The 26,107-nt window shown below is 46.8% G+C and carries 26 protein-coding genes, 1 other RNA gene and 2 pseudogenes; 4 read left to right on the forward strand and 25 right to left on the reverse strand.

Annotated features, from left to right (window positions below; translation table 11 throughout):
- Nucleotides 1–7 precede the first annotated feature (7 nt).
- From C0Q44_RS31645 to C0Q44_RS27670, 3 genes are all read right to left on the reverse strand, one after another.
- Complete coding sequence (locus C0Q44_RS31645) at nucleotides 8–250, reverse strand: hypothetical protein (RefSeq protein ID WP_308737476.1); 243 nt, start codon at nucleotides 248–250, stop codon at nucleotides 8–10.
- Entirely contained in the window at nucleotides 250–501 is a 252-nt protein-coding gene (locus C0Q44_RS31650; protein ID WP_308737477.1) for a hypothetical protein, read from the reverse strand. Before C0Q44_RS31650 ends, C0Q44_RS31645 begins: the two co-directional genes overlap by 1 nt.
- 296 nt (nucleotides 502–797) lie before the next feature.
- Nucleotides 798–1,457, reverse strand: coding sequence for a TerC family protein (locus C0Q44_RS27670; RefSeq protein ID WP_105410357.1), 660 nt, complete (start codon nucleotides 1,455–1,457; stop codon nucleotides 798–800).
- Nucleotides 1,458–1,543: 86 nt separating this feature from the next.
- On the opposite strand from C0Q44_RS27670, the gene C0Q44_RS27675 reads away from it, so the two are divergent.
- Complete coding sequence (locus tag C0Q44_RS27675) at nucleotides 1,544–2,245, forward strand: TerC family protein (RefSeq protein ID WP_105410358.1); 702 nt, start codon at nucleotides 1,544–1,546, stop codon at nucleotides 2,243–2,245.
- 120 nt (nucleotides 2,246–2,365) lie between these two features.
- Here C0Q44_RS27675 and thiI read toward each other — a convergent pair whose 3' ends face one another.
- The 5 genes from thiI to C0Q44_RS27700 all read right to left on the reverse strand — a co-directional run bounded on the left by thiI (nucleotide 2,366) and on the right by C0Q44_RS27700 (nucleotide 6,554).
- Nucleotides 2,366–3,607 (reverse strand): tRNA uracil 4-sulfurtransferase ThiI, encoded by a 1,242-nt coding sequence (gene thiI / locus C0Q44_RS27680; protein WP_105410359.1) that lies wholly within the window; start codon nucleotides 3,605–3,607, stop codon nucleotides 2,366–2,368.
- Between the two features lie 7 nt (nucleotides 3,608–3,614).
- Nucleotides 3,615–4,763 (reverse strand): cysteine desulfurase family protein, encoded by a 1,149-nt coding sequence (locus tag C0Q44_RS27685; RefSeq protein WP_105410360.1) that lies wholly within the window; start codon nucleotides 4,761–4,763, stop codon nucleotides 3,615–3,617.
- Nucleotides 4,764–4,933: 170 nt separating this feature from the next.
- Complete coding sequence (locus C0Q44_RS27690) at nucleotides 4,934–5,683, reverse strand: lytic transglycosylase domain-containing protein (RefSeq protein WP_105410361.1); 750 nt, start codon at nucleotides 5,681–5,683, stop codon at nucleotides 4,934–4,936.
- A 194-nt stretch (nucleotides 5,684–5,877) separates the two neighbouring features.
- On the reverse strand, nucleotides 5,878–6,300 hold the full coding sequence (locus C0Q44_RS27695; RefSeq protein WP_105410362.1) for an MFS transporter: 423 nt from the start codon (nucleotides 6,298–6,300) through the stop codon (nucleotides 5,878–5,880).
- Nucleotides 6,301–6,335: 35 nt separating this feature from the next.
- Nucleotides 6,336–6,554: a DUF1540 domain-containing protein gene (locus C0Q44_RS27700; RefSeq protein WP_105410363.1), complete on the reverse strand. Its 219-nt coding sequence runs from the start codon at nucleotides 6,552–6,554 to the stop codon at nucleotides 6,336–6,338.
- Here C0Q44_RS27700 and C0Q44_RS30430 point away from each other — a divergent pair.
- Complete coding sequence (locus tag C0Q44_RS30430; RefSeq protein WP_181151200.1) at nucleotides 6,466–6,720, forward strand: hypothetical protein; 255 nt, start codon at nucleotides 6,466–6,468, stop codon at nucleotides 6,718–6,720. The two genes, C0Q44_RS27700 and C0Q44_RS30430, sit on opposite strands and share 89 nt — an antisense overlap.
- Here C0Q44_RS30430 and C0Q44_RS27705 read toward each other — a convergent pair whose 3' ends face one another.
- Complete coding sequence (locus C0Q44_RS27705; RefSeq protein ID WP_105410364.1) at nucleotides 6,721–7,227, reverse strand: YpuI family protein; 507 nt, start codon at nucleotides 7,225–7,227, stop codon at nucleotides 6,721–6,723.
- Between the two features lie 289 nt (nucleotides 7,228–7,516).
- Between C0Q44_RS27705 and C0Q44_RS27710 the strand changes: the two genes are divergently transcribed.
- Nucleotides 7,517–9,391 carry a S8 family peptidase gene (locus C0Q44_RS27710; protein WP_105410365.1) on the forward strand — a complete coding sequence of 625 codons (1,875 nt, stop codon included), beginning with the start codon at nucleotides 7,517–7,519 and terminating at the stop codon, nucleotides 9,389–9,391.
- 93 nt (nucleotides 9,392–9,484) lie between these two features.
- On the opposite strand, the gene C0Q44_RS27715 is transcribed toward C0Q44_RS27710, so the two are convergent.
- On the reverse strand, nucleotides 9,485–9,748 hold the full coding sequence (locus tag C0Q44_RS27715) for a hypothetical protein (protein WP_105410366.1): 264 nt from the start codon (nucleotides 9,746–9,748) through the stop codon (nucleotides 9,485–9,487).
- 86 nt (nucleotides 9,749–9,834) lie between these two features.
- On the reverse strand, nucleotides 9,835–11,355 hold the full coding sequence (pdxR, locus tag C0Q44_RS27720; protein WP_105410367.1) for a MocR-like pyridoxine biosynthesis transcription factor PdxR: 1,521 nt from the start codon (nucleotides 11,353–11,355) through the stop codon (nucleotides 9,835–9,837).
- A gap of 108 nt (nucleotides 11,356–11,463) precedes the next feature.
- On the opposite strand from pdxR, the gene C0Q44_RS27725 reads away from it, so the two are divergent.
- The gene (locus C0Q44_RS27725) at nucleotides 11,464–12,693 is read left to right on the forward strand and encodes an aminotransferase-like domain-containing protein (RefSeq protein WP_105410368.1); all 1,230 of its coding nucleotides are present in this window, start codon (nucleotides 11,464–11,466) and stop codon (nucleotides 12,691–12,693) included.
- A 261-nt stretch (nucleotides 12,694–12,954) separates the two neighbouring features.
- On the opposite strand, the gene rnpB is transcribed toward C0Q44_RS27725, so the two are convergent.
- The 14 genes and pseudogenes from rnpB to ybeY form a co-directional block, all read right to left on the reverse strand.
- Nucleotides 12,955–13,364: RNase P RNA component class A (rnpB, locus tag C0Q44_RS27730), an RNA gene on the reverse strand.
- Nucleotides 13,365–13,448: 84 nt separating this feature from the next.
- Nucleotides 13,449–14,564, reverse strand: coding sequence for a Nif3-like dinuclear metal center hexameric protein (locus C0Q44_RS27735; protein ID WP_105410369.1), 1,116 nt, complete (start codon nucleotides 14,562–14,564; stop codon nucleotides 13,449–13,451).
- Nucleotides 14,540–15,298 carry a tRNA (adenine(22)-N(1))-methyltransferase gene (locus C0Q44_RS27740; RefSeq protein WP_105410370.1) on the reverse strand — a complete coding sequence of 253 codons (759 nt, stop codon included), beginning with the start codon at nucleotides 15,296–15,298 and terminating at the stop codon, nucleotides 14,540–14,542. The genes C0Q44_RS27735 and C0Q44_RS27740 overlap by 25 nt, the downstream gene beginning before the upstream one ends.
- A 185-nt stretch (nucleotides 15,299–15,483) precedes the next feature.
- Nucleotides 15,484–16,623: an RNA polymerase sigma factor RpoD gene (gene rpoD, locus C0Q44_RS27745; RefSeq protein ID WP_105410371.1), complete on the reverse strand. Its 1,140-nt coding sequence runs from the start codon at nucleotides 16,621–16,623 to the stop codon at nucleotides 15,484–15,486.
- Between the two features lie 43 nt (nucleotides 16,624–16,666).
- A pseudogene (gene dnaG, locus C0Q44_RS27750) lies at nucleotides 16,667–18,528 on the reverse strand (DNA primase); the annotation flags it as partial.
- 4 nt (nucleotides 18,529–18,532) lie between these two features.
- A pseudogene (locus tag C0Q44_RS27755) lies at nucleotides 18,533–19,020 on the reverse strand (YaiI/YqxD family protein).
- A gap of 208 nt (nucleotides 19,021–19,228) precedes the next feature.
- Nucleotides 19,229–21,304, reverse strand: coding sequence for a glycine--tRNA ligase subunit beta (gene glyS / locus C0Q44_RS27760; protein ID WP_105410372.1), 2,076 nt, complete (start codon nucleotides 21,302–21,304; stop codon nucleotides 19,229–19,231).
- Nucleotides 21,297–22,184, reverse strand: a complete 888-nt coding sequence (glyQ, locus tag C0Q44_RS27765; protein ID WP_105410398.1) for a glycine--tRNA ligase subunit alpha — start codon at nucleotides 22,182–22,184, stop codon at nucleotides 21,297–21,299. Before glyQ ends, glyS begins: the two co-directional genes overlap by 8 nt.
- 411 nt (nucleotides 22,185–22,595) lie before the next feature.
- Complete coding sequence (gene recO / locus C0Q44_RS27770) at nucleotides 22,596–23,348, reverse strand: DNA repair protein RecO (RefSeq protein WP_105410373.1); 753 nt, start codon at nucleotides 23,346–23,348, stop codon at nucleotides 22,596–22,598.
- A gap of 33 nt (nucleotides 23,349–23,381) precedes the next feature.
- Nucleotides 23,382–23,522, reverse strand: a complete 141-nt coding sequence (locus C0Q44_RS27775; protein WP_017687249.1) for a YqzL family protein — start codon at nucleotides 23,520–23,522, stop codon at nucleotides 23,382–23,384.
- A 104-nt stretch (nucleotides 23,523–23,626) separates the two neighbouring features.
- Nucleotides 23,627–24,526, reverse strand: coding sequence for a GTPase Era (gene era / locus C0Q44_RS27780; RefSeq protein WP_105410374.1), 900 nt, complete (start codon nucleotides 24,524–24,526; stop codon nucleotides 23,627–23,629).
- A 39-nt stretch (nucleotides 24,527–24,565) separates the two neighbouring features.
- Nucleotides 24,566–24,979, reverse strand: a complete 414-nt coding sequence (locus C0Q44_RS27785) for a cytidine deaminase (RefSeq protein ID WP_105410375.1) — start codon at nucleotides 24,977–24,979, stop codon at nucleotides 24,566–24,568.
- Between the two features lie 245 nt (nucleotides 24,980–25,224).
- Nucleotides 25,225–25,596 (reverse strand): diacylglycerol kinase family protein, encoded by a 372-nt coding sequence (locus C0Q44_RS27790; RefSeq protein ID WP_105410376.1) that lies wholly within the window; start codon nucleotides 25,594–25,596, stop codon nucleotides 25,225–25,227.
- Nucleotides 25,596–26,093, reverse strand: a complete 498-nt coding sequence (ybeY, locus tag C0Q44_RS27795) for an rRNA maturation RNase YbeY (RefSeq protein ID WP_105410377.1) — start codon at nucleotides 26,091–26,093, stop codon at nucleotides 25,596–25,598. The genes C0Q44_RS27790 and ybeY overlap by 1 nt, the downstream gene beginning before the upstream one ends.
- Nucleotides 26,094–26,107: the final 14 nt, after the last annotated feature.

The raw sequence follows: 26,107 nt of genomic DNA on the forward strand, positions 1-26,107 counted from the left end.
GGGAATGTTACCAGCCTCTCCCTTGACGTCCTCGTCCAAGCAATAACCAGATTCCGCCCAAGATCAAAACAACCGCAAGAACATAGATTATTCCTGTATGTAGCAAGGTGAATCCGAATAAAATGATGGATACAGCACCTAGAATCAAAGCTGCTGGTAACACATACTCCGGTCTTCGCCTCTCTGCCATTCCATACGACAATAACCCCACGGCGATCCCCAACAAGAAGGCAGGCCACAATCTGCTCATTAGACCTGCCCCCAAACATTCGTTATCCCAAACAATACGCCATACACGGTTAGTGTGCCTGCAGGCACAAGTGACCACGATGGTGCAATTCGCGCATAATACAAAGCGAGAAGGGCAATGCCTGGTAGCAAAATTAACAAAGGCCAGAAGTTACGACCAATAAATCCAAACACACCAAACTTGCCAAGCAGAATAATAATTCCCGCAGCTACAATACATATTCCAATCGCTTTTTCATTCCTCATCTTCATCTGCAATCACCTCTTATACCATTGGCTATGTATTTTAACCCTTATAACTATAAGCATTCCACGATGACTGGGCTTTTCCAATCCTGCAATCCTGCTTCTAGTGTATCCGATGTTTCTGCAAAAAACTATACTTTATGTCGCGATTTGCTTACGCTCTTTACCTGTATTACCCTAAAATCTGCAAGTTATGACTAGTCCAGTGAGCGTTGTTTAGAAAAGAGTATTTCCCTCATCACAAAACCGCCCAAACCGGACGGTTCAGACGGCCATATATCTAAGCTATTATTGAGATCCAGCTATGCATTTCGACGGACAAATTTATGCGCTCCTCCAACCGCAACCACAAGACAAGCCATTGCTGCAGGTAGCAGTGTATGCACTTCGGATGCCATTCCTCCCAGCCATTCTCCTAACTTGGGATCTTTCATCACCATCTCACCAGCCGTGAAGGCCAGAATGCCCGAACCAACAAAGACCAGAATCGGATATCGCTTCAACAACCCAACAATTAACCCGCTCCCCCACACGACGATGGGGATACTGATTGCAATCCCAACGACGATCAAAGCTAAATCTCCATCAGCCAATGCTGCTATGGCCAAGACATTATCCAGACTCATCACAAAATCGGCAATCAGAATGGTTTGAATGGCTCTCCAGGTCGTAGAAGCTTCTCGAATATGTACTTCATCATCATTCTGAAGCAGCAGCTTCACAGCAATCCAGAGCAGCAGCAGCCCACCTGCCGCTTGTATAAACGGAATACCCAGCAATAATACGGCTACGAAGGTTAATACGCAGCGTAACAGTACCGCACCAAAAGCCCCCCACCATACCGCCTTTTTGCGTTTCGCAGGTGGCAGATCCTTGCTTGCAAGTGCAATCACAACCGCATTATCTCCGCTCAACACTAAATTGATCATTAAAATCTCGGTTAACAGCCAAAGTGTGTCCATGTCCTCATCCCCCACACTAACTTGTATGTTAGAGTTGTCCATGCTATTCTTAACGATTGAACATTATATAAGGAGTGACATATCTCATGGAGCTATTTAGTCCCACATTTTGGCTGGCTTTGTTGAACGTTGTCTTTATTGATCTGATTCTGGCTGGGGATAACGCGATCGTCATTGGTCTCGCAGCTCGAAATTTGCACCCTTCTGTGCAGAAAAAGGCGATTCTATACGGAACGGGTGGCGCTCTGCTGATTCGGATTTTGGCAACGGTTGTTGTATTGTGGTTGCTTAAAGTGCCCTGGCTCTTACTTGTGGGAGGCATACTGCTGATCTGGATTGCCTATAAATTACTGGCGGATCAGGGAGATGAACACAATGATATCCAGGGAGGAACTTCCTTGTGGACTGCTATTCGCACCATTGTGATCGCGGATGCAGCCATGGGACTTGATAACGTGATTGCCGTGGCCGGAGCTGCACAGCAGCATCTGGTGCTTGTCATCCTCGGACTCTTGATCAGTGTACCAATTATCGTCTGGGGCAGCACCCTGTTTATCAAACTAATCAATCATTTCCCCTGGATCATCTATATCGGAGCCATCGTTCTTGGGTATACAGCCTCCAATATGATCACAGAGGAGCAGCGGCTTTTGCCCTTTTTCACTGAACATCCGGCGTTGCGAATTCTCTTCATCGTTGTCGTTATTGCAGGTGTAGTATTTGCAGGTTATCGCAAACGCTCCAGTAGCCATGGAACTGGCGGCGAGCAACAGCGTTCATACTCTTAAATACAATTTCAGCTGAAATTCTTCAGGAACGCACAAAGGACTGACCGATAATACATCGGACAGTCCTTTTTTACAGTTAACATATTCCTTATTATGTCAGAATTAATTCTTTTACATCGTTTAGAACCAATCCTCTTTTATGCTATTATCACCTGTCTGATTCGATACCACAGAAGTTTCGCCGGCATGCAGTGTAATCGTTTCTGTCTGCTCTACAGCCTGGTCTACCCATTCTGGCAACAGGGGTAATATCGATTCAATTTTATCCACAATCCGAAGGTTTGGATTCGTTGACGGCGACTTTGGAACAAAGAGAGTGCAGCAATCCTCATATGGCAAAATAGATATGTCATACGTTCCAATCTGTTTGGAGAGGGTGATGATCTCCTGTTTATCCATCATAACCAGTGGTCGCAACAGTGGTAGCTCCGTAGCACGACCAATGACGTTCATACTTGGAAGAGTCTGACTCGCTACCTGCCCCAGGCTGTCGCCCGTAATCAGTGCAAGCGCACGTTCACGTTCTGCAAGCTTGGTTGCAATTCGCAACATGGAACGCCGCATCAGGGTGATAATCAAGTTATCCTGACCCAGTTGGGTGAATGCCGTTTGGATCTCTGTAAATGGAACCAGATGTAGCTTAATCGTTCCTGCATGATCAGCAAGGGCACGCGCCAAATCAATGACTTTTTCTTTGGCCCGCTGGCTCGTGAACGGGTAACTGTAGAAATGTACACATTCCACTTCCAGTCCACGACGCATGGAAGACCATGCTGCAACTGGACTGTCTATGCCACCGGAGAGCAGCACCATTGCTTTTCCATTCGTACCCAACGGGAATCCGCCTACTGCGGGAATGGTTTCATTGAAAATATACGTACCCTGATCACGAATTTCCACTCGCAGTTCAATATCAGGTTCGCGAACATCCACACTTAACTGTTGGAACTTCCGAAGAATCGGGGAACCCACCAGATGATTCATTTCATGCGAAGAGTTCGGGAATTCCTTCCACACACGACGTGCATTCACCTTAAATGTAGTGCCTTCCTTGAACTCACCCTCTCTTTCGTCCATAAAAGCAACGGCCGTTTTCACAATCTCATCCAGCTCGGATGGTGTGACTTTGACCGGACTAATCGACATGACTCCGAACACCCGCTTCAGCACCGCAATCATTTGGGTATGGGATTCACCGCCAAGATCCACATATACACGGCCATATTCTTTGCGTAAGCTCGCTCCTGGATAAGGTTTCAACAGAGCTTTCACCTGCGTAATGATTGTTTTTTCGAATCGGGCACGATTCTTCCCCTTTAACATAAACTCTCCGAAACGGAGAAGTAACATATCATATTTCATAACTAATTCACATCCGCCTTTCCAACGGTCGCAACTGCGCCACCATCTGATGCAGTGCCTGCTCAAGCAAGACTACATCTTCTTCTGTGTGCTCATCCCCAAGACTAATACGTAACCCGCCAGCAGCACAAGCTGCATCTCTACCCATCGCAAGTAGAACACGACTCGGTTCCGCCGAACGTGAAGAACAGGCCGATTGGGTCGATAGGGTCACGCCAAGTTGCTCCAAAGTGTGTAGTGCCACTTCTGCCTTCATCCCGGGGTAAGAGAAGTGCACAATATGAGGCGCGCCCTCTTTCCGACTGTTCACTACGAACTCAGGAATTTCACGTATGAACTCCATGATTCGATCACGCAGCATCGTTGTACGCCGGGCAAAATCGACCTGATCTTCTGCTGCCAGTCGCATGGCCTTTGCCATGCCTACCAGTAAGGCAACGTTCTCCGTGCCAGCCCTGAGACCCTGTTCCTGTGACCCTCCTGACAATAGAGGAGTAAGCTCCAATCCGCTTCGAACATAAAGGAGACCTGCTCCCTTCGGTCCCCGGAACTTGTGAGCAGACAGGCTATAGAGATCTGCCCCCCAAGCCGCAGGTGAAGATTTTATTTTTCCAAAGCCCTGAACACCATCCACATGGAAAAGCACTCTCGGCGCTTTCTTTTTCAATTGTTTGCCAATCTCCGCAATCGGATGGATAGCTCCCGTTTCATTGTTAACATGCATCAGACTCACTAGCACCGTATCTGGTCTAATCGCGTCTACAACCTGCTGCGCGTTCACCACACCAACGGAATTCACAGGAAGCCATGTCACTTCCCAACCCCACTGCTGCAATTGCATAAAACTTTCATATACCGAGGCATGCTCGGTAGCCGTTGTTATGATGTGTCTGCCTCGTGACTGATAACGTAATGCTGCGCCTTTGATCGCGAGATTATTGCTCTCAGTTGCACCAGAAGTAAACACAATCTCTTCCGTCTTAACGCCTATTGCCACAGCACAGGCTGATCGAGCACGACGCAACAATTGATGAGCACGCTCTCCGTATCCATGAATGGAGGAGGGATTTCCGAATTGTGTTTCCATAATTTCGGTCATGGTCCGAATCACATCCGTGTGAGGCGGCGTAGTTGCAGCATAATCGAAATATTTCAAATGAGGTTAACCTCCCTTATCTCTTCGTTCATGGAATCTACAGTGAGCATTGTAACACGATACCCATACAACACAAAAAGACCAATCAGGGACAGATTGCCTTAGGCTCTGCTGTTCCCGCGTTTGATCTCTTCCGCATATGCTGAGTATCGCAAATACATTCTTTCTGTCTAGATCATATATTTCGACTGAGCCTTCTCCACTTTGGAGATATAATTCTGAGTTTCTGTAGGCAGACGATTAAGTACACTCATCAGTTCGCTATCACTGGACACGCCCAGACGCGAAACACGCCCCGGCCCCGCATTATAAGCAGCAAGTGCCATCTTCACCTCGCCACCAAAACGTTGAAGTTGAAGAGATAGATATTTAGTGCCTGCATCAATGTTCTGAGCAGGATCAAATGCATTACTCACACCCAAACCTGTAGCTGTGCCATCCATCAATTGCATAAGTCCCTTCGCACCAGCAGAAGACACTACATTCGGATTAAAATTGGATTCTGTGTCAATGACGGCTTTGATCAATGATTCAGGAACACCATATTTAGCACTTGCCTGCGCAATCAAAGATTCAAAATCCGTAGGTACAGATGCACCAGAATCCGATTTCCCGGTATTCAATAAAGCGGATAAAGACCCCACGGTGTCACTCGATGAAGAGGTAGATCCTGTATTTATATCTGGATTGTACATGCTTCCAAGTTGCAGCCACAACAGACCATCACTTGATCTTTTGGAGACTGTAGCAACGGCTTCCGAATTGCTCGTCGTATTCGCACTTGTGTCTAACAGCCCGTCCATCATACTGGCGAAATCCACTGTTGAACCAGCAGCTGCGCCTGATCCATTGGTTTGATTATTAACATTGGACAATTGTAGTTCCAACAACTGCCGCGACCCGCGTGGATCAATCTGCATGCGTTATACTCACTCCCGTATAATTAAGCTTATTATGACCTTATTCTACATCGTTTTACAGCAAGGTTCCATTGTTTTCATAAAAAATAGTTGAATCAGAGCAACTCGCTTGCGCAATTACGAAAAAAACCCTCTGCAATCACCATATATGCGTGAGAGCAGAAGGTAGTAGGTCTTCTTAAAATTTTGACCCCTTATCGTGCGAAGGGAATCATGAAAAAATAACTCAATGTGGCTACAATACCCAGTCCGATGGACCAGGCTCCCGCCGTTTTACGACCATTTACATAAGCGTAGTAACCTAGTACCGCTGCTGCAGGTCCAAGTACAATAGACCACATGAACAAGGACGCGATCCCGAAGGCAAGACCCATGTAGCCTGCAACTTTGCCTGTAGATTCCATGACTCGGTCTGCCTCATGTTTCTCAGGCACTTCTGTTGACCGCTCCACACTACGCTCAGTTCGTACAGCAGTTGGAGGGGCAACCTCCGCACCGTATTCTTCTCGATATGCTTTTCTTGGATAATCGACACGATTGCGCTGTTTTTCACTGTCACTGCTGAAATTGGCCTTAGGACGATCCGTAAAATTATACTTATTATCGTCATTTTTCACTTGAAAGCACCTCCAGTATGAATAGGGATGACTGCTTACTTGGGTTTGAACGTGTGACAGCATGTGGCAGAGGATGTACGTGCATGATCATGATGGTCAGAATCAAATGTCTCTCCGGCAAATTCCTCATGCAGACGACGAGTGGCATGTTGGTCAATGTCAATCATGATGGCATCAGCTTGGCAGAAATTATTTTCTCCCCAAAAGTTGCAGTTGGAGACACTGCATTTGACAACGGGTTTGTCATGGCTCATTTTTTATCACCTCGACTACTATTGTCTCCCCGCCACAAACCCGATATTCTCCGCCAAAATGTCAGATGATGTCATGATGGAAGTAGAACCGCCACTTGTATTTGGACATAAAAAAAACCGCCACAAGGGCGGTTTTGTCCGATTTCAGATCATGGATCAATGTTAGTTAAGCGTGATTACGCTGATTTTGCATGCGCCGTTGAGTTAAGTAGTCACTCTCATAATATGCCAGATCATCGCGCAATTCTTCGTACGTTTTGGAAACCTCAAGAATGACATCCCGTACCGAACGGATTGGCTTGTCACGGAAACGTATGGCATCTTGTCCTGTGTACGCATATCTTCCGTCTTCGGAATAACATTCATTTTTGGGATAGAAAAAGCTGTTTACGCATTGGTGATACGTATTATAAAGAGCCTTTTCGGCAAAATCGACATCAAAGTTGGCACGACGCAGCACAACGCCAAGTTTTTCGTAAGAAACTTCAGAAAAAACAAGCAGATGACGAAGATCCGAAAGAAATCCTTTGTAGAAAACGGTTGATTCTTCCGTCTGATTCTGATCCAGTTCAGGCAAAGCATTTTCATTCAAAAATTTTTCGATCCGATCGATAGCCGGTTTTAACTTTTCCCTAGTTGACTCACATGTTTTCTGTACATTGGCTGCTGACATAAAGGTAGCTCCCCCTTAAATAAGTCCTTACATATAGGTCGGCCAACGGTGGTTTTCCCCTGACCTTTGAATTCTCAGCTATAATCCTACCATAAAAAGATGACGAGCGGTATCCCTTAATCATGCTTTCCGTTTATGCAATGGAACATGCCTATTATACGCAGTTTAACTGAAAGTCTCCTGCATAAAATGATCGGCTTTTCCTAACGATAGATACAACCAGTGACAATGTTGCGTTATAGGCACTGTATGATGATTGTCCAAATGAACGAAGGAGGTTCCATCCCCTATGTCCAGACCGAAATGGGTCAATTGGGCTCTTGCAGCTGGTGCAGGAGCACTGGCCCTGAGCTTGTTGCTTCCCACATCCAATCGTCCCGAACCCAAGCCAAGCGCCATGCCTGATTCTGCTCAGGAGGAACATACGAATAAACACCGTTTAAAAGTACAGGATGTGAAAGCGACAGATCTACTCACCCGTATGGATGCCAAGCAACATCTGAGTATCCTGCTGGAGAAAACCTCCACCATGAATGATCAACAGTTAACCCGATACATGAATGATCTTCAAAGCTCACATGGACATATCAGATCCATTCATCTGATGAACAAGGATGGCTCATTGGGTAAGCATTTCGATCATGCACCCAAACAAGGAAGCAAGCAGGAGCAGCAGAAGCTTGAACATGCTTTAAAGCTCGCCCAAAAAGCAGTGAACAAACGTCAAAGCTTTGAATCCTCCTCTTTCCCACTGGGGAAAGAAAAGTATTTTGTCATGGGACAGCCATCCAAAGATGGAAAAAGAGCTGTAATTGCCTTGTTCAGCCAGAACATACTGAATTCTGTTGAACAACATCAGCGCAAAAATCTGCGTATGATTCCATATCCGCGTGAGGGTAAATTCAAGATTGAATCCGTACATCCAGATACCTTGAACGAAATCACGGTAAAAACAGGACATGATAATGCCAATGCTAGCCATTTTTACGAAAATGAAATCGTCATCCGCTTTCGACAGGACCCCGGTGAACGAGATATGCGCATCATCAAATCCGATTTAAGAACGCAATCTGCGCGCAAGCTGGGATACACGTATGTTTTTCGATCAGAACATATGAATTACAAGCAACTGCATGCCTATTTCGAAAGCAAATGGAATCCTCTGTACCTGGAGCCACATTACATGTATTTAACCAATGACACCGTAACTGAACAAACAGATGTAACGATCCCTAACGATATTTTGTTCTCCGATTATCAGTGGAACCTGCCTGCGATTGAGACTAACCGCGGCTGGAATATTACCAAGGGGGACAAGGATGTTATCGTGGCGGTGGTTGACACGGGTGTTGATATGAATCACCCAGACCTGAAGGGTAAGCTCCTTGAGGGCTATAATGTGGTTGAGCCGGGAAGCAAGCCGATGGATGATGTGGGACATGGCACACACGTCGCAGGCATTATCGGCGCTATCGTCAACAATAATGAAGGCGTGGCTGGTATGAGCTGGTATAACAAAGTACTTCCAGTCAAAGTACTGGATAACTCGGGTTCAGGGACCACATACGCTGTTGCCGAGGGCATCATCTGGGCAGCCGATCATGGAGCCAAGGTCATTAATATGAGTCTGGGCAATTATGCCGACGCACAATTTCTGCATGATGCCATTAAATACGCTTTTGACCGGGATATCGTATTGATTGCAGCCACAGGGAACGATAATACCGAGCGTCCTGGTTACCCGGCAGCTTATCCAGAAGTGTTTGCCGTGTCAGCTACGGACCCGGACATGAACAAAGCGTCGTATTCCAATTACGGGGATTATGTGGATGTGATGGCCCCAGGGTCCAGTATCGCCAGTACCTATCCAGATAATCAGTATGCAGCTTTGTCTGGAACATCCATGGCTAGCCCCCATGTAGCAGCACTTGCAGGTTTGATTCGTTCGCTGAACCCGGATTTGACCAATACGGAAGTGATGGATCTGATGCGCCAAAGTGTCATTGACCTCGGTGATCCGGGTCATGATAAGTATTACGGTTATGGGCAGATCGATGTCTATAAAGCACTGCAGGCAGCATCAGGCAACAGCGCTCCCCTACAGTTCTGGCCCCAGCATGTCAGACAACAGATGGATAACACAATGAAAAAGTATACCCCGTAATGACCGTTTCTCTGTAAAAACACAAAAGCAGCTGCGCCCCGGGGCGTCGCTGCTCTTTGGTATATATCCAATTCCCCGGGGCACCCGCTGCGATTAGCGTTTGCGAGAAGTTGTGCGGGCTTTGCCTGATTTTTTCACGGGTTTTTTCTTCGCATTGTGATTGGAAACATAGCATGGGTCTTCTTCTTCCTCTTTGACAACAACCGGGTACATGTGATGATGAATCGGAACACAGTGATGTTTTTTGATAACTTCAATCGGGTGGATGACAGGCACGATTTGTGGGATATAGTAATCCTCAACAACCTGGATCGGGTCACAGACAATCGGGCAAAGCGGTGGACAGTAATGGTTCATTTCAAAACCAACTCCCTTTCTGGTGATACTATAACCTATTGCATTAGGTAGAAAGTGGATTGGATGTATGTCCATACTCTGGAAAATTATATGAGCGGTAGCCTGTCCGCTACTGCCCCACCCTGTTGCGGTGTGACTCTCTCAATGACTCCGCACAGTACACGAAGCCCCTCCCGCAGAAGCTCGGCGTCTGTCACGGTGAAGCAGATGCGCAGACTGGATGTATCTGTCTCTCCCACATAACAGGCGGAACCGGGAAGAAATGAAACTCCGGCAGCAAGTGACTGACGGTGAAGTTCACGCATGTCCAGATTATGCTGCAGTTGAAGCCACAGATTGAGTCCACCCTCTGGCAAACGCCAGTGCATGCCGGTAGTAGCATACCTTTCCAATACTTCGGATGCTACACACAAGCGAGAATACAATTCATCCCTTAACCGGGATACATAGTCACCATACTGATTCTGAATAAAAGATTGCAAGGCTTTCTGGGTAAGTAGTGGACTACCCAAGTCCGCCGTAGATTTCGCAGCCACAAGTCGGGTTAATACACTTCCGTCTGCGATAGCGCAGGCTACACGACAACCAGGGGATAACACCTTGCTAAAGCTTTTGATGTATACCACATGACCTGTCCCATCCATCGATTTGATGGAAGCCGGCGGAGGGTCACGAAAATAAAGATCAGCAAACGGGTCATCCTCCAGAATGAGACAGTGGTAACTTTGTGCGAGATTAAGGAGCTGAGCTCGCCTTCTTGCACTCATCGTAATGCCCGTTGGATTGTGATAAGTCGGAATCGTATAGATCAGCTTGGGCGGATAGGTATCACACAGACGAGTTAACAGATCAATACGCATGCCTTCATCATCCATGGGCACCGTAATGATCTTGGCCCCTCTGCTCGTAAATACATCAATGGCACCCGTATAGGTTGGTGCCTCCATGTACACCACATCACCAGGACCGACAAAAGTCCGTGCAACAAGATCAATTCCCTGTTGAGCCCCGCTTGTGATCAGCATTCGTTCAGGTGTCGCCTGTAGTCCACGCTCGGCAAAATGCGTAGCAAAGGTCTGCCTGAGTTCCCGATCTCCCTGAAACGATCCGTACGCTGCCATACGCTCTGCATGATCAGAAGTTAAGCGGTAGGCACTGTCGATAATCTCGCGTGTAGGCAGCAGTTCAGGCTGAATAGAAGACATATGAAATTCATACTCTACCTGAGGTGACGTATCAAAATGTCTCCAGAGCTGTGCTCGCGGCAAATAATCCACCAGTGCCATCTGCCAATTCCATGGCGTACTGGATTCGTTATTTCCATTGATTCGCGGAGTAAAATCCATATCTTCCATCTGATCCGGTTGTACCGCACCTCTTACATAACAACCTTTGCCTTGGGAGCAGGTGATCAATTGAATCGCTTCGAGTTCAGCATATGCTTTGGATACGGTGACCAGGCTGACACCCAGATCAGTGGTCATTTTACGAATGGAAGGAAGCCTTGTTCCGGGCTCAATGAGACCTGATCTGATGCGATCTGCAATCGTTAACGCAATCTGCACGTACAATTTGGTACTGCTTCCCCGCTTTAACTCAATATGCATGCGTGCTCCTCCCAACTGTTATGATCTTCATTTTACTGTTATAGTGCACTCCGTCTAATATAGTTTATAATATCAGTATAACAGTGAATAACAGGAGATGAGAATAACATGAGTATCCCATGGTCCAAAATGGCACAAAACACCCCGTCCTCTGTCGTTCGCGACATGCTCCAGGCCGCTCAGGCACCTGGAATGATCTCCCTAGCCGGAGGGTTACCAGCCCAGACTTCATTCCCGCTGGAAGCCATTCGCGTTGCATATGAAAAGGTATTTATGGGCGGAGCAGCCGCTCTTCAATATGCGGAGACTGAAGGTTACCGTCCTCTCCGCGCTCAAATTGCCAAACGTCTTGAATCCAAGGGTATTCCCGCTTCACCCGACCATATGCTCCTGACTACAGGCTCACAACAATCCATTGATTTGGTTTGCCGAATTCTTCTCAATCCAGGCGACAGCGTATTGGTTGAATCTCCAACCTATCTCGCTGCCCTGCAGGTTATTCATTCCTACCAGGCCGAGTCTCACGGCGTAGCCTGTGATGATGACGGAATGCTGCCGGAATCGCTGGAAGAACAGCTCCAGTTGCATCGTCCAAAACTCGTCTATATTAACCCAACGTTCTCCAATCCCACAGGTAAAGTGTGGTCACGTGCAAGAAGACAGCAAGCCGTGGATCTGTGCCGCAAGTATGGCGTGCTCATTCTGGAAGATGATCCCTATGGTGAAATTCGGTTCAATCCGGAGCAGTTGGATGTCCCTGCACTCGCCGAACTGGATGCAGCATCCTATGATGGACCTTCCAATGTCATCTACACCAGTACATTCTCCAAAACGGTAGCACCAGGACTTCGTACCGGCTGGATTTTGGCTGCTCCCGATATTGTCAAAATAGCTGCCCGGGCCAAACAGGGTGCGGACTTGCATTCCAGTAGCATCGACCAGAGAGCTCTTCATGCACTGCTTGAATCTTTTGATCTGGATGTGCATATCCGCCATATTTCACAGGATTATGAACAACGAATGATAACACTCACCACACTCATGGCAGCCAAATCATGGGAAGGCATCTCATGGAATTCACCACAAGGTGGCATGTTCTTGTGGTTGCAACTGCCGGAAGGTATGCTGGCAAGCAATCTGTTCACTTACGGCATTCAGGAGAAAGTATGCATTGTCCCAGGTGATTCCTTCTACGCGGGTACACCAGAGTTAAACCGCATGCGTGTCAATTTCACTCACACCGATCCCGAACTTCTCCCTGAAGCCGTGGAACGAATGGATCGTGCCATTCAACGCTGGCATGCTTCGTTAACATCGGACAGTGTCGTTACACTGTAATGAACTGTCATGAACGGTTCGCGATATATTAGCGTATGAGGTTGACTAACTTGATATGAGAAACAAAAAAAGGCGGCAGGCCCGAGAATCTCGGAACTGCCGCCTTTTTCTATAGAACCTGTTATCAACAGGAATTATGTTTTTACAGATGTTCATGGGTCCTTCTGATCAGTCAGGCCATCGGATGATTCATACGAGTTGTCCTCGACTGATAGGTGGACTACATTGTGTTGCTAGTTGCTATGGTTTTGTTGTTGCAGTTAGGAAAGCTTACCGTAAGCCGGGTTCTGTGCTCTTCGTGGTTCATACGGGAACTACCCTCCCACCAGAAGCGACAATCATCTATCTAGGCCATACATTGCTGCACAGCTCAAGCGACCAACCTAGACACACCTCGGGCTAAGGCTGCCTTCTCCGAAGAGACGACTGTGTCCCATTAGGTCTTGCTCCAGATGGGGTTTACCAGGAACGAAGTCACCAGCGTTCCTCGGGGTCTCTTACACCTCGGTTCCATCCTTGCCTGTGCCGGAAGATCCGGCCATCGGCGGTCCATTTCTGTGGCACTATCCTTCAACTCGCGCTGACTGGACGTTATCCAGCATCCTGCCCTGTGGAGCCCGGACTTTCCTCTCGTGGCAACAAAGGCCACCAGCGATTGTCTGTCAAGCTTTCCGAACAACATTACATAGTATACAGGCATTTGGGTTCCCAGACAAGCTTAATATTAATGGGAACCACGCAGGCCCTTCTCTTTTTTAAAGAAACTGGAATACTTCCGTATTTACCTCAGAGGCAGTAACTTGTGTATCATATCGTTTATCTTGCAAACGGGAACGAAGCCAATCGGCTGTTTTCGGTTTCATTATCTTCTCCGAATTATGTCCGGGATCAATGATACACATGCCTGCCATCAACGCATCATGGGCTGTGTGATAGTCAATGTCCCCGGTCACAATAACATCTGCACCTTTGAAACGGGCTGTGAGAGCGTATCGGCTGCCAGAACCGCCAAGAACCGCTGCCTTTTTGATCTGCTTGGTCAGATCTCCTACAACACGAACATGAGACACATTGAATTGGGTCTTTACGACCTCCACCAGCTCACCTAATGTCTTAGGCTCCCTAAGGGGCCCCAAGCGTCCCAGACCGAGCGTACGGCCTTTTAAATCCATGGCATAGAGATCATAGGCCACTTCTTCATACGGGTGAGCTTTAAGCATCGCTTGAACGACCTTACTGCGCAGACTTTGAGGTACAATCGTCTCAATCCGCATTTCTTCCACACGTTCCATCTGTCCCTGGGTACCGATAAACGGCTGTGTTCCTTCGCCTGGTACAAACGTTCCTGTACCTTCGGTGTTAAAGCTGCACTTGTTGTATTGACCGATACTTCCGGCTCCGGCTTCCAGAATGGCCTGAAGGACCTGTTCATGATGCGTACGAGGTACGAATACTGCCAGCTTGTACAGATGATCAGTATGTACATCCTCCAGTGATTCCTTGCTCTCGATGCCGAGTGCTTCAGCCATCCAGTCATTCATGCCACCTTCAGCTACATCCAGATTCGTATGGCTAATATAGACTGCAATATCATGCTTGATCAGCTTCTCATACAACTTCCCCATAGGTGTATCCGTACTCAGTGACTTGACCGGTCGGAAGATGATGGCATGATGAGCGATAATCAGATTAGCACCCACGCGAATCGCTTCGTCAACCACTTCATTCGTCACATCCAAAGCGACAAGCACGTGACTGATTTCCTTTTGCAAACTGCCGAGCTGAAGACCAATGCGGTCATCGGGTACAGCCAGATGTTTTGGAGCGAGTTGCTCCATCAGTTGAATTACAGTTTGACCTTTGGCAAACATGCCAAAACCTCCTTCAAGTTTGCGATAAGACGTTCCACCTCAGCTGCCTTGTCCCGGGAAGAATCTTGATCAGATTTGGAGATAGAGTGCACAACACCTTGCAATTTGACGATCTCACTTTCCCATTTGACAAAGAACACGTCCGTTGGACGATCCGTCAAATACGGTCCCATACGCAGCAGTAAATCTTCAGTCAATTCTGCCCCGCCTTGAAGCGGACGCGCACGGTATACCTCCACATTGGCAATTGGACTTACGGATTGTGGCATCGCGGTTATAATCTCATAGATCTTACCATCTTCTTCAAGCAACTGCTCTGCTACAACCACCCAGTGATGTTCCAGCAACCAACGTCTAAGGATATCCTCTCCCACATTCGGTTGCAGAATAAGCAACTGTACCCCTGCCAGTTTGGATAAACCCCGGTCCAAAATGGAGGCAATCAGGGCCCCCCCCATACCTGCAATGGTGATGACATCCACCTCTCCCGCAGAGATCACATCCAGCCCGTCTCCGCGGCGTACCGTAATTTTTTCTTTTAGGCCAGCATCGCTGACTTGTTTGCATGCAGCATCATAGGGACCAGGATTAACTTCCCCAGCTACTGCATTTGCAGCTTTCCCACTACGTACTGCAGCTACTGGCAACAATGCGTGGTCTGAACCGATATCAGCCATGCGGCTGCCCTCGGGAATTTGATCATGTATTCGTTGTAATCGATTCGAAAGTTTCATGGAACACCTACACCATTCATTTAATTTATTGATTTGCATTGAGCAAGGAAAAGCGATAAAATGAAATCCAATCAAACATTTCAAGGATGAATTTCCAAAAGAAAGAAATCAAGACGTTCAAATTAAACATAAAGGAGACCCCGCCGCCGCTAAAGCGTCATGCGGAAAGTCTCCCATAGTTCGATTTATTCGAGGAAATCCTTGAGTCGTTTACTGCGACTCGGGTGGCGCAATTTCCGAAGAGCTTTGGCTTCGATCTGACGAATACGCTCACGCGTAACACCAAATACCTTACCCACTTCTTCCAGCGTTCTTGTCCGTCCATCGTCGAGACCGAAACGTAGACGAAGAACATTCTCTTCACGCTCAGTCAATGTATCCAGTACATCTTCGAGCTGTTCTTTCAGTAACTCATATGCAGCAGCATCCGCTGGAGCCAGTGCTTCCTGATCCTCAATGAAGTCACCCAGATGAGAATCGTCCTCTTCACCAATTGGTGTTTCCAGAGAAACCGGTTCCTGTGCAATCTTCGTAATTTCACGAACTTTCTCCACACTCAGATCCATCTCCGCAGCGATTTCTTCTGGAGTTGGTTCACGCCCAAGTTCCTGCAACAGCTGACGGGATACCCGGATCAGCTTATTAATCGTCTCGACCATGTGCACGGGAATACGAATGGTACGTGCTTGGTCAGCAATCGCACGAGTGATCGCCTGACGAATCCACCATGTCGCATACGTACTGAACTTGTATCCTTTTTTGTGGTCGAACTTCTCAACCGCTTTGATTAGACCCATATTACCTTCCTGAATCAAATCAAGGAACAACATTCCACGTCCAACATAACGCTTGGCGATACTGACAACGAGCCGAAGGTTCGCTTCAGCCAGACGGCGTTTGGCTTCTTCATCCCCGTTTTCAATCCGTTTAGCCAGTTGTACTTCATCATCTGCTGACAACAAGGGTACACGACCAATTTCTTTGAGATACATACGAACAGGGTCATTGATTTTGATTCCAGGAGGCAAGCTCAGATCATCATCAAAGCGGAACTCTTCGTCTCCCTCTCTGGTGTTGTTCTCGGAATCTTCACTAGGACGAAGTGTAACCTCTTCATCATTTTCATTCACAACATCAATACCCAGATCGCTCAGTTGCTCGTAGAACTCATCCATTTGCTCTGCATCCTGCTCAAACGGAGAGAGTTTCTCTATAATTTCTTTGTAATTCAGCGAAGCTCTTTTCTTACCTGCTTCAATCAATTGATCTTTAACCTGATCCAGTGTCAATTCTGTTTCTAGTTCAGTATGCTGATCATTCGCCATAATTCGACTCCCTCCTCCCTAGAAACATCCAATAATAAGACGTTCACTGTCTCTCTAGGGCAATCATTTCAGTTGCAATCTGTGCCGCGCGTACAGAATCACCTGCCCGCTCTGCAGCAATCATTTCTTCTTTTTTCATTTCGTACTGTTTCTTACGCGGATACTTCAGCACTTCTCTGATGCAATCGTCGAGCATTTGAATACTCCATTCACCTGGACCATCCATCATCGAGATTGAACTGACCGTCTTTTCCAGGCGATCGTCATGCAGTGAAGACATAAAACGACTTGTATCCGACGGTTTGCCTTGCGCATAGTAGGCATATAGATAAGCAGCAATAGCTGCATGATCATCCAAGTTAAAAGCTTCACCAAGATGCTGATTCACGTACTGGGCAGCCTCATCATCCTGTAACATCCAGGCGATCAGTTTACGTTCAGCAGCGTGGTAAGCTGGCAACAGATTCGGTGTAGGCACCTGCCTATTTTGTTGCCTACCATTATTCCACCTTCTCGGGTTATTATCCCCATACTGGAGGTTATTTTTCATCGCCTCCCGTTCTTCATTGCACTCCTGCTTCAATGTTTCGTAAGATACGTCCACTTCTGCAGCTAGTTCACGAAGATACACTTCCCGTTCTGTCGGAGAAGGTAAGGGGGCAATCAATTTCACTGCTTCCTTTGAATAGGCGATTTGTCCGCCACCCTCTAGCAGTATATGGTTTTTTTTTAGGTTTATAAGTTTAAATTTTGTAGTTGTCACGGCACCATCCACAATCTGGTTTTGGAACCGTTCACCACCATGCTTTCGGATAAAATCATCCGGGTCAAGTCCCTCAGGAATGAGAGCAACTTTGACCTGTAACCCGGCTTCCTCAAGAATGGGAAAGTTTTTGAGTGCTGCAGCCTGTCCTGCTCGGTCGCCATCATAGCATAATATGACTTCGTCACACATCCCTTTGAGCATCAGTGCCTGATTCTCGGTTAGGGCAGTACCCATTGCAGCTACACCATTCTGGATATCCTGATCCCATGCGGAGATGACATCACCATATCCCTCGAACAAAATGGCTTGTCTTTGTTTGCGAATTGCATTTTTGGCATGATGCAGATTATAGAGAACACGGCTTTTGTTAAATAACCGGGTTTCCGGTGAATTTAGATACTTAGGTTGCCCGTCTCCCAATATACGTCCTGCAAATGCAATGGGCTTACCACTCCTGCCATTAATCGGGAACATAATCCTGTCACGGAATCGGTCCACATATCCCTGGCCCTCATTTCGGGGTGACAGAAGCCCACCCTTTTCCATCTCTTCGAGCGGATAGTTACGTTTCTCAAGAAATTGCACTAATGTGTCCCAACGATTTGGTGCAAACCCGATCTGAAACTGATCGATCAGCTTGTCGCCAAAACCTCGTGAGCGTAAATATTCCATGGCTGACTTGCCATGCTCTGTATTTTTCAACAAAAAATGATACAGCTTCGCGGTAAGCTCATAGGCCTCCAACAGACGTTCCGTCTCCGGATTCACATGAGCAGATTCACGACCTTGCCAGTCACCCATAGAGATATGACTTTCTTCCGCCATTGTCTTAACAGCCTCGGGAAAGGATAACCCTTCGATTTCCATCCTGAATTTGATGGCATTTCCACCCGTGCCGCAACCGTAGCAGTAGAAAATTTGTTTCTCAGGTGTAACGGTGAACGAAGGCGTCTTCTCGGAATGAAAAGGACAGAGACCCTTCATATACTTCCCTGTTTGGTCAGATGCACAAATCTGCTCACCGTATCGACGATATCATGCTGCTGTAATACCGATTCAATAATACTTTCGGGTATACCGCCTTGTCCGCTACTCATCTTGTGCCACCTTCATCTCTTAACACGTAAATATAATTCGATAAACTTACACATTCTCCTGCAAATCTTTTAAAAGTTTTGTCAGTTTATGTTGAAAAAATTCACGATCCTGCTCTGTGAAAGGCTTTGGGCCTTTCCCGTAATGGCCTCTTTTTCGTGCTTTGGCTGCAGTATGACGAGAATCCAACATGAAATCAATGTCACGATCGTTATACTCACGACCACGAAAGGATAAAACATAACAACGTTTGCCGAGCGCAAGTGCCGCAAGTCCATAGTCCTGAGTGATAACCACATCGTATGGCTTAATATGATTGGCAATATACAAGTCTGCGCTCTGATCACTGCGATCCACTTGCACGGTACGCACCCCTTCTCCCCTTGAAGCAAATGATCAAATGAAGAGACTAAAAGTACAGGGATGTTGAAAAGGCGAGCGGTTTGCGCAATCTCGGTTTTGACCGGGCAAGCATCACCATCCACCACAATATGGCATATATTTAACTCACTCAAACCCAGACCACCCGGTTTCATAAAATAGCTGCATACTGTAATATACGACCCCGGCCAGGCAAAATCCTTCTGCCCAGACAATGGAAATCAAAGGCTAATATACGGAGCGGTTGTTAAAAATACATTTCACAACCCGTTCCGTATATTTATACCCTCATATATCCTTCTTTAATACTGAATTTCAGCTTTGCCTCAAGTCTGTGGAACAGGACTCATGAAATACTCCCCATTACCAAACCAACTTGGAAAAATCAGCAAATGCTTTCAAGTCACGATCAATGGCTGCAAGCAAGGCAAGACGGTTGGCACGAACAGCTTCATCTTCAGCCATAACCATGACCGAATCGAAGAATGAGGTAACATCGTCCCTCCATGCAGATGCAATAGCCAACGCTTCAGCAGCATCGTGCTGAGTCAATGCCTGACGATACTCTGCATTCGTTCTGCTCCATGACTCGTGTAACTGGCGTTCTCCATCTTCTGTGAACAGTTCCGGATGCACGGAAGCATTGGATGCTTTAGCAGCCAAATTACCCACACGGTTGAATGATTCAACCGTCGTTTTGAATGCATCCCCTGTCAGAACAGCCGCCATTAACGCTTCACCTTTTGGAACAACAGCGCTGATATCATCGAATCCGGAAGAAATCACTGCATCTACTACGTCATAGCGCACCGTCTCGGACAACAATTTCTTCACACGAAGACCGAAGAAGTCCTGCAGATCTTTACGAACCTCTTCATCTGCACGTTTCAACAGGTTCATCTGTGCATGCACTCGTAGAGCCACTCCGAACACGTCTGACAAAGTCAGCGGAAGCTTATGATCCAGCAAAATCTGTACAATACCTGCAGCCTGGCGGCGCAGAGCATACGGATCTTGAGAACCCGTTGGAATGATGTTAATGGAGAAGCATCCCACGATCGTATCCATTTTGTCCGCAGCACTTACAATGGCACCGATCAGAGAAGCTGGAGATTGATCCCCGGCGAAACGCGGCTGATAGTGTTCAAATACGGCTTTGGCCACTTCTTCTTTTTCGCCAGCTTTACGAGCGTAATCCTCACCCATCACACCTTGCAGTTCAGGGAATTCCCCCACCATAAGCGTCACCAGATCGAATTTGCAGATATCTGCCGAACGACTAACCGACTCAGCAACATCCGTGGAAACATGTAGCTTAGCGGCCAATCCATCGACGATCTTGCGAATACGACGCACTTTATCTCCAACCGTACCCAGCTCTTCCTGGAAGACGATGCTTTCCAGCTTCGACAATGCGTCCTTAATCTGCAACTTCTGGTCTTCCTCGTAGAAGAACTTGGCATCGGACAGACGTGCACGCAGTACTTTTTCATTCCCTTTTGCGATGACATCCAGAGAATCACGTCCTCCATTACGCACCGTCACGAAGTATGGCAACAACTGCCCTTCACTGTCCAATACAGGGAAATAACGCTGATGCTCACGCATGGAAGTAATCAATACTTCTTGTGGGATATTCAAAAATGAAGAATCGAACGTTCCGAACAATACCGTGGGTGTTTCCACCAGGAACAAAACTTCTTCAAGCAAATCTTCCTTAATCGCGATATCCCAATTTTTCTCTGCAGCCAGTGCCTGAATCTGGGATACAATCATGTGTTCACGTTCTTCGATATTTACAATAACATGTTCGGAGCGCAGCACTTCCACATAAGAAACCGGATTGGAAATTACAGCCTCATTTCCGAGAAAACGATGTCCGCGAGTCACATTACCAGATTTCACGCCTGTCACTTCAAGCTCGATGACATCACTGCCAAGCATAGCCACGATCCAGCGGATAGGACGTACAAACTTGAAATCATAGGAAGCCCAACGCATGAATTTCGGGAATGTCATGGCATGAAGCACAGACAGAAGTCCTTCACCGATTACAGATGCGGTTTCCACACCTTTACTGCTCTTCGAAGCATAGATGTACTCGACACCATTCAGTTCCTTGAACGTAAACTGGTCCGGTTCAACGCCTTGACTGCGGGCAAACCCCAGTGCAGCTTTGCTCCAATTCCCACTGTCGTCCTGTGCAATTTTACGTGAAGGACCTTTCACTTCTTCCTCAATATCTTCTTGTTTGTCAGCAACATTCTGAATCACAACAGCCAGTCGGCGAGGTGTGGCATACGCATTCACTTCCCCATAAGCAATACGAGATGCATCAAGCCATTTCACGACACGTTCTTGCAGTTGCGCAATCGCTGCACGCATGAAGCGCGCAGGTACTTCTTCCAGCCCAATTTCAAACAACAGATCCTTAGACATGCTCGGTTCCCCCTTTCTTGATCAGCGGGAAGCCTAGCTTCTCACGCTCTTCCATATATGTTGCAGCGACTTGGCGAGCCAGATTACGAACACGCGTGATGTAGCCGGTACGTTCCGTTACACTGATAGCTCCGCGAGCATCCAGCAGGTTGAACGTATGGGAACATTTGAGTACATAGTCATATGCCGGGAATACCAAATGCTGTGCCATTGCTTTGTTCGCTTCTTCTTCATGCATGTTGAAGAGAGTGAATAGCATTTTAACATCGGATACTTCAAACGTATATTTTGAGTGTTCAAATTCCGGCTGACGGAACACATCACCATAAGTGATACCTTCCACCCACTCCAAATCAAACACATTCTCTTTTTCCTGGATGTAAGAAGCAAGACGCTCCATACCATACGTAATCTCAACAGCTACCGGATTCGTTTCGATCCCACCAACCTGTTGGAAATACGTAAATTGTGTGATTTCCATTCCGTCCAACCATACTTCCCAACCTAGACCTGCACAGCCAAGGGAAGGATTTTCCCAGTTGTCCTCAACAAACCGAATGTCATGTTTGAGCGGATCAATGCCCAGACGTTCCAGACTTTCCAAGTAGATCTCCTGAATATTGTCCGGAGAAGGTTTGATAATAACCTGGAACTGATGATGCTGGTACAGCCGGTTTGGGTTCTCCCCATAACGTCCGTCTGAAGGTCGACGGGAAGGCTCAACATAGGCCACTTTCCAAGGTTCTGGTCCAAGCGAACGTAAAAAGGTCATCGGGTTCATCGTACCTGCCCCTTTTTCCGTATCGTATGGCTGGACAATTATACAGTTATGCTCAGCCCAGAATTGTTGCAGCGTCAGAATCATCTGCTGAAAATTCATAATCATGCTCCTTTTCAATGGTTTGTTAGCAAGCTTAGAACGGGTGAAGACAACAATAAATAGCCCCCGTCCTACGCCTGTTGTACAGACGTAGGGACGAGAGCTATTCCCGCGGTTCCACCCTACTTGGCTTGAATCAAACAGGCTACCCTGTCTGTTCAGGCCCACTTTTCCGTGTCCATTCATGCTCCCGAGTGCCGTTTCAAAGACCGATTCAGCCAGGCTCCCACCATCCCCGGCTCGCTCATTCATAATGAACAACCATCGTACAAAGGATTGTTCTCCATAAATGCAATAAATTCAGTCTTTTACTTTCTCGTTCAATGCATGTCTCCTAAAGAGAAATTATATTTCATATTATATAAAAACCAGTATGAAGTCAAGATATATTTCACTCACACATATAACGCCTTAAATCCCGTACTTCTCCATCTGATCGATGAAAGAACGGGATTTAAGATTCAGACCCAGTTGATGATCCATAAAGGCTCGCATCACCTTTTTGATCTCATCACGGGTAAACTCACTCACGGATATATTCCCCAAGCGTTGCAGGTCCAACTGCGTAAACAAACGCAATAACTTCAGAGCCTTTGGACTGACTGACATCGCTGGAGGATCATAATGTTTGCATGCACGACACAGGACGCCACCTAGTCTGGGACTAATAAACAATTGCTCATCCGGTCGCTCGTGGTTACAGGAGATGCACTCATCCAACTGCGGACCATAACCGGATGCCTGTAAAATTTTCATCTCGTACAGACTCGTAATGACAACGGGGTCTTTCTCTTCCTTCAACGCCTGCAAACACGCCTTTAGCTGTTTGAACCAAAATGTACCTGTCTCTTCATCCTGAAGCACTCGATCCAATAGTTCACACGCATATGAGGCATAAGAGGCCTTGACCAGATCTTCACGCAACTCATGATATGATTCAACAATTTCTCCAGCATTAAGTGTGCCCAGACCCGTATTGCGAAAATAAACATATTGACCAAACGTAAACGGCTGCACCAGTGCAGCATGTCGGCTCTTGGGCTTTTTGGCACCGCGGACGAGTACCCCTACTTTCCCGCCACTTTCGGTGCAAAGCGTAATGATTTTGTTCCCTTCGCCGTAGTCCATGCTGCGGATGACAATCCCTTCCACCCTGTATAGCATGCCTCGTCACCTAACCATTCCCGAATCAGCCACTTATCCTTCGACTTCTTCATCTTCAATCACTTCGCTTGCATTATCCGACTCCTGTCCTAACGAGTTACACGCCTCGGTATATAACAAATAGGACTCCACATCCCCCGTCATCGCAAAAACCTTCCACGAAAAATCTCGCATCGGAATTTCATCCTCTCTTCGGAAATGACGTCTGCATCTACCAAATAGGATGGAGTCTTGCAAGGTAAACTATGTGTTGCAATTACTGGATACAGCTTCGATTATTAGTCACGACCAAAGCCAAGATCGCGCAGAACCCGGTCCTGATTTCTCCAGTCTTTTTTCACTTTAACCCACAGATCCATGAAGATTTTGGAGCCGAGCAGGTTTTGAATGTCGTGTCGGGCGCGTTTACCCACTTCTTTGAGAAGGGCACCCTGCTTCCCGATAATAATCCCTTTTTGCGAATCCCGTTCCACAAAGATGACGGCTGAGATATACACGACACCGTTATCCTGTACTTTCATATCCTCAATGGTTACGGCAATAGAGTGTGGCACTTCTTCACGAGTCATCTGCAGAATTTTCTCACGGATCAACTCTGCACATACAAACTGCTCTGGGTGGTCAGTAATTTGGTCATCAGGATAGTACTGTGGGCCTTCCGGCAGATACTTACCGAGCTGTTCCAGTAATGTGCTGACATTACTGCCATGCTTGGCAGACACAGGGACAATTTCAGCGAAATCGTGCAATTTGCGATACTCTTCAATAAGTGGTAATAGAGCTTCAGGCTCAATTTTGTCAATTTTGTTCATGACGAGAATGACAGGCGTACGGATATTTTTCAGCTGTTCCGCAATATAGCGGTCACCACCGCCCATACCTTCGGAAGCATCAATCAAGAATAAGGCTGCCTCCACTTCACTCAGTGTATTCAAAGCGGTCTGGTTCATATAATCGCCTAATTTGGACTGACGTTTATGAATCCCTGGTGTATCCAGAAAAACGATCTGTTGATTGTCCGATGTATATACACCGTGAATTTTATTACGGGTTGTTTGCGGCTTGTCCGACATAATTGCAATTTTCTGTCCAATGACTTGATTCATCAGAGTGGATTTACCAACGTTTGGACGTCCGATAATGGCTACAAAACCGGATTTGAATTTTTGTTTTTTCATATGTTCCTCCTCAGGCGCCTAGGCCTGGAATGTATTGGTTTATTTTTTGGCGGAATTCAGATCAGAAGGTCCAAATGCCCATGGTAAAAGTTCGGCAACAGTAGTCTCTTGCAGATCACCTTTCATGTTCCCCAAGATGACTTTCATATCGGGTTCACACAGTTCGTACATGACTTGACGACATACACCACACGGGGCAATCGGACCATCCGTATCTCCTACAATGGCAATGGCCTTGAAACTGCGAGGCTGCTGTCCTCCTGCAATAGCACTGAACATGGCTGTACGCTCAGCACAGTTGCCTGGTGTATACGCAGCATTCTCGATGTTACAACCATGATGCACATGTCCTTCACTGTCAAGCAAAGCTGCACCTACACCAAAATGGGAATACGGCGTGTACGCTTTCGTACGTGCCTTAATCGCTTCCTGCATCAACAAACTATTATCCATCATTATTCTCTCCCTTAGGGTGCAATATAAAATCAAACTAGTGCATTAACACTGGACACTCCGCTGTCAGAACAACCTTCCGAGCGCTGTTATCCCCAGATTTTTTTGATCCCTTTATTAAGGGGAAATCCGGGGATAAAGGCGCACACTCCGTTTCTTCAAGTTTCTTCTGACCTCTCCGTTATCGTGTTTGCATCAAGTCACTTTATATTAGTGTGTAGTATTAAAATCAAAACAAAACAAAATCAGTACAAACCTAGCAAGCTCATCACCGGCTTAATAAATACAATACAGCCGATGATGACAGCGAATACCGCAGCCAGCAGAACTGCTCCGGCCGCGGTGTCCTTCGCCGCTTTTGCCAGCGGATGGATGTGGGGATGTGCCAAATCAACGGCAGCTTCTACAGCGGTGTTCATCATTTCGGTCACGAGAACCATAAAGACAGCTGTCAGCACAAACATCCAGTCTGTTCTTGTAATTCTGAAAAAAAAGCCAGCTGCACACATCAAAACGGCAACTCCCGTGTGAACTCTCACATTACGCTGAGTCCGCAACCCATATGCGATACCTTCCGCAGCATTGCGGAATACCAGACCCCAGGAGCGCCTTTTCATTATCGTGTCAACCCGGCCTGGGCCAATACCGCTTCTTGTTTGCCCATCATCTCGGCTTCACTGGCTTCATCCTGATGGTCATACCCGAGCAGATGCAAGAAACCATGAACAAACAAAAAACCAAGCTCACGTTCAAAGGAGTGACCATATTCCTCACTTTGCAGGATGGTTCGGGGCACGGAAATAATGATGTCTCCGAGAACATCCGGCATTTCTTCCATTTCTTCATCTTCGTCAAGCTCATAGATAATATCGAGTTCTTCATCCACCGTCTCGTTCATCGCAAAAGATAATACATCCGTTGGACGGTCAATGCCCCGATAATCACGGTTCAACTCATGAATCTGCTCATCGTTCACAAAAGTCAGAGCAACTTCCCCGTCTGCAACCCCTTCTGATTCTCCGGCCAGTTCTAGCAACTGTTCCAGCATTGCAATCATCGGTTCTGTAATTTCTTTATCCTGTTGTTCATTATTCCATGCCAGGTTAAGACTCATTCTTCCATAACTCC

The organism is Paenibacillus sp. PCH8 (genome assembly GCF_002968835.1).
Classification (GTDB): domain Bacteria; phylum Bacillota; class Bacilli; order Paenibacillales; family Paenibacillaceae; genus Paenibacillus.

What these genes read in the sequence shown, in the direction of transcription:
- C0Q44_RS27710 (WP_105410365.1), top strand. Translation starts at nt 7,517, where the DNA reads ATGTCCAGACCGAAATGGGTCAATTGGGCTCTTGCAGCTGGTGCAGGA.
- C0Q44_RS27700 (WP_105410363.1), bottom strand. Translation starts at nt 6,554, where the DNA reads ATGAGCCATGACAAACCCGTTGTCAAATGCAGTGTCTCCAACTGCAAC.
- pdxR (WP_105410367.1), bottom strand. Translation starts at nt 11,355, where the DNA reads ATGCATATTGAGTTAAAGCGGGGAAGCAGTACCAAATTGTACGTGCAG.
- glyS (WP_105410372.1), bottom strand. Translation starts at nt 21,304, where the DNA reads ATGTCTAAGGATCTGTTGTTTGAAATTGGGCTGGAAGAAGTACCTGCG.
- C0Q44_RS27775 (WP_017687249.1), bottom strand. Translation starts at nt 23,522, where the DNA reads ATGCGAGATTTTTCGTGGAAGGTTTTTGCGATGACGGGGGATGTGGAG.
- era (WP_105410374.1), bottom strand. Translation starts at nt 24,526, where the DNA reads ATGAAAAAACAAAAATTCAAATCCGGTTTTGTAGCCATTATCGGACGT.
- C0Q44_RS27725 (WP_105410368.1), top strand. Translation starts at nt 11,464, where the DNA reads ATGAGTATCCCATGGTCCAAAATGGCACAAAACACCCCGTCCTCTGTC.
- C0Q44_RS30430 (WP_181151200.1), top strand. Translation starts at nt 6,466, where the DNA reads ATGATGGCATCAGCTTGGCAGAAATTATTTTCTCCCCAAAAGTTGCAG.
- recO (WP_105410373.1), bottom strand. Translation starts at nt 23,348, where the DNA reads ATGCTATACAGGGTGGAAGGGATTGTCATCCGCAGCATGGACTACGGC.
- C0Q44_RS31645 (WP_308737476.1), bottom strand. Translation starts at nt 250, where the DNA reads ATGAGCAGATTGTGGCCTGCCTTCTTGTTGGGGATCGCCGTGGGGTTA.
- C0Q44_RS27790 (WP_105410376.1), bottom strand. Translation starts at nt 25,596, where the DNA reads ATGAAAAGGCGCTCCTGGGGTCTGGTATTCCGCAATGCTGCGGAAGGT.
- C0Q44_RS27675 (WP_105410358.1), top strand. Translation starts at nt 1,544, where the DNA reads ATGGAGCTATTTAGTCCCACATTTTGGCTGGCTTTGTTGAACGTTGTC.
- C0Q44_RS31650 (WP_308737477.1), bottom strand. Translation starts at nt 501, where the DNA reads ATGAAGATGAGGAATGAAAAAGCGATTGGAATATGTATTGTAGCTGCG.
- C0Q44_RS27705 (WP_105410364.1), bottom strand. Translation starts at nt 7,227, where the DNA reads ATGTCAGCAGCCAATGTACAGAAAACATGTGAGTCAACTAGGGAAAAG.
- rpoD (WP_105410371.1), bottom strand. Translation starts at nt 16,623, where the DNA reads ATGGCGAATGATCAGCATACTGAACTAGAAACAGAATTGACACTGGAT.
- C0Q44_RS27785 (WP_105410375.1), bottom strand. Translation starts at nt 24,979, where the DNA reads ATGGATAATAGTTTGTTGATGCAGGAAGCGATTAAGGCACGTACGAAA.
- C0Q44_RS27735 (WP_105410369.1), bottom strand. Translation starts at nt 14,564, where the DNA reads ATGTTTGCCAAAGGTCAAACTGTAATTCAACTGATGGAGCAACTCGCT.
- C0Q44_RS27740 (WP_105410370.1), bottom strand. Translation starts at nt 15,298, where the DNA reads ATGAAACTTTCGAATCGATTACAACGAATACATGATCAAATTCCCGAG.
- C0Q44_RS27670 (WP_105410357.1), bottom strand. Translation starts at nt 1,457, where the DNA reads ATGGACACACTTTGGCTGTTAACCGAGATTTTAATGATCAATTTAGTG.
- C0Q44_RS27715 (WP_105410366.1), bottom strand. Translation starts at nt 9,748, where the DNA reads ATGAACCATTACTGTCCACCGCTTTGCCCGATTGTCTGTGACCCGATC.
- glyQ (WP_105410398.1), bottom strand. Translation starts at nt 22,184, where the DNA reads ATGAATTTTCAGCAGATGATTCTGACGCTGCAACAATTCTGGGCTGAG.
- ybeY (WP_105410377.1), bottom strand. Translation starts at nt 26,093, where the DNA reads ATGAGTCTTAACCTGGCATGGAATAATGAACAACAGGATAAAGAAATT.
- thiI (WP_105410359.1), bottom strand. Translation starts at nt 3,607, where the DNA reads ATGAAATATGATATGTTACTTCTCCGTTTCGGAGAGTTTATGTTAAAG.
- C0Q44_RS27690 (WP_105410361.1), bottom strand. Translation starts at nt 5,683, where the DNA reads ATGCAGATTGATCCACGCGGGTCGCGGCAGTTGTTGGAACTACAATTG.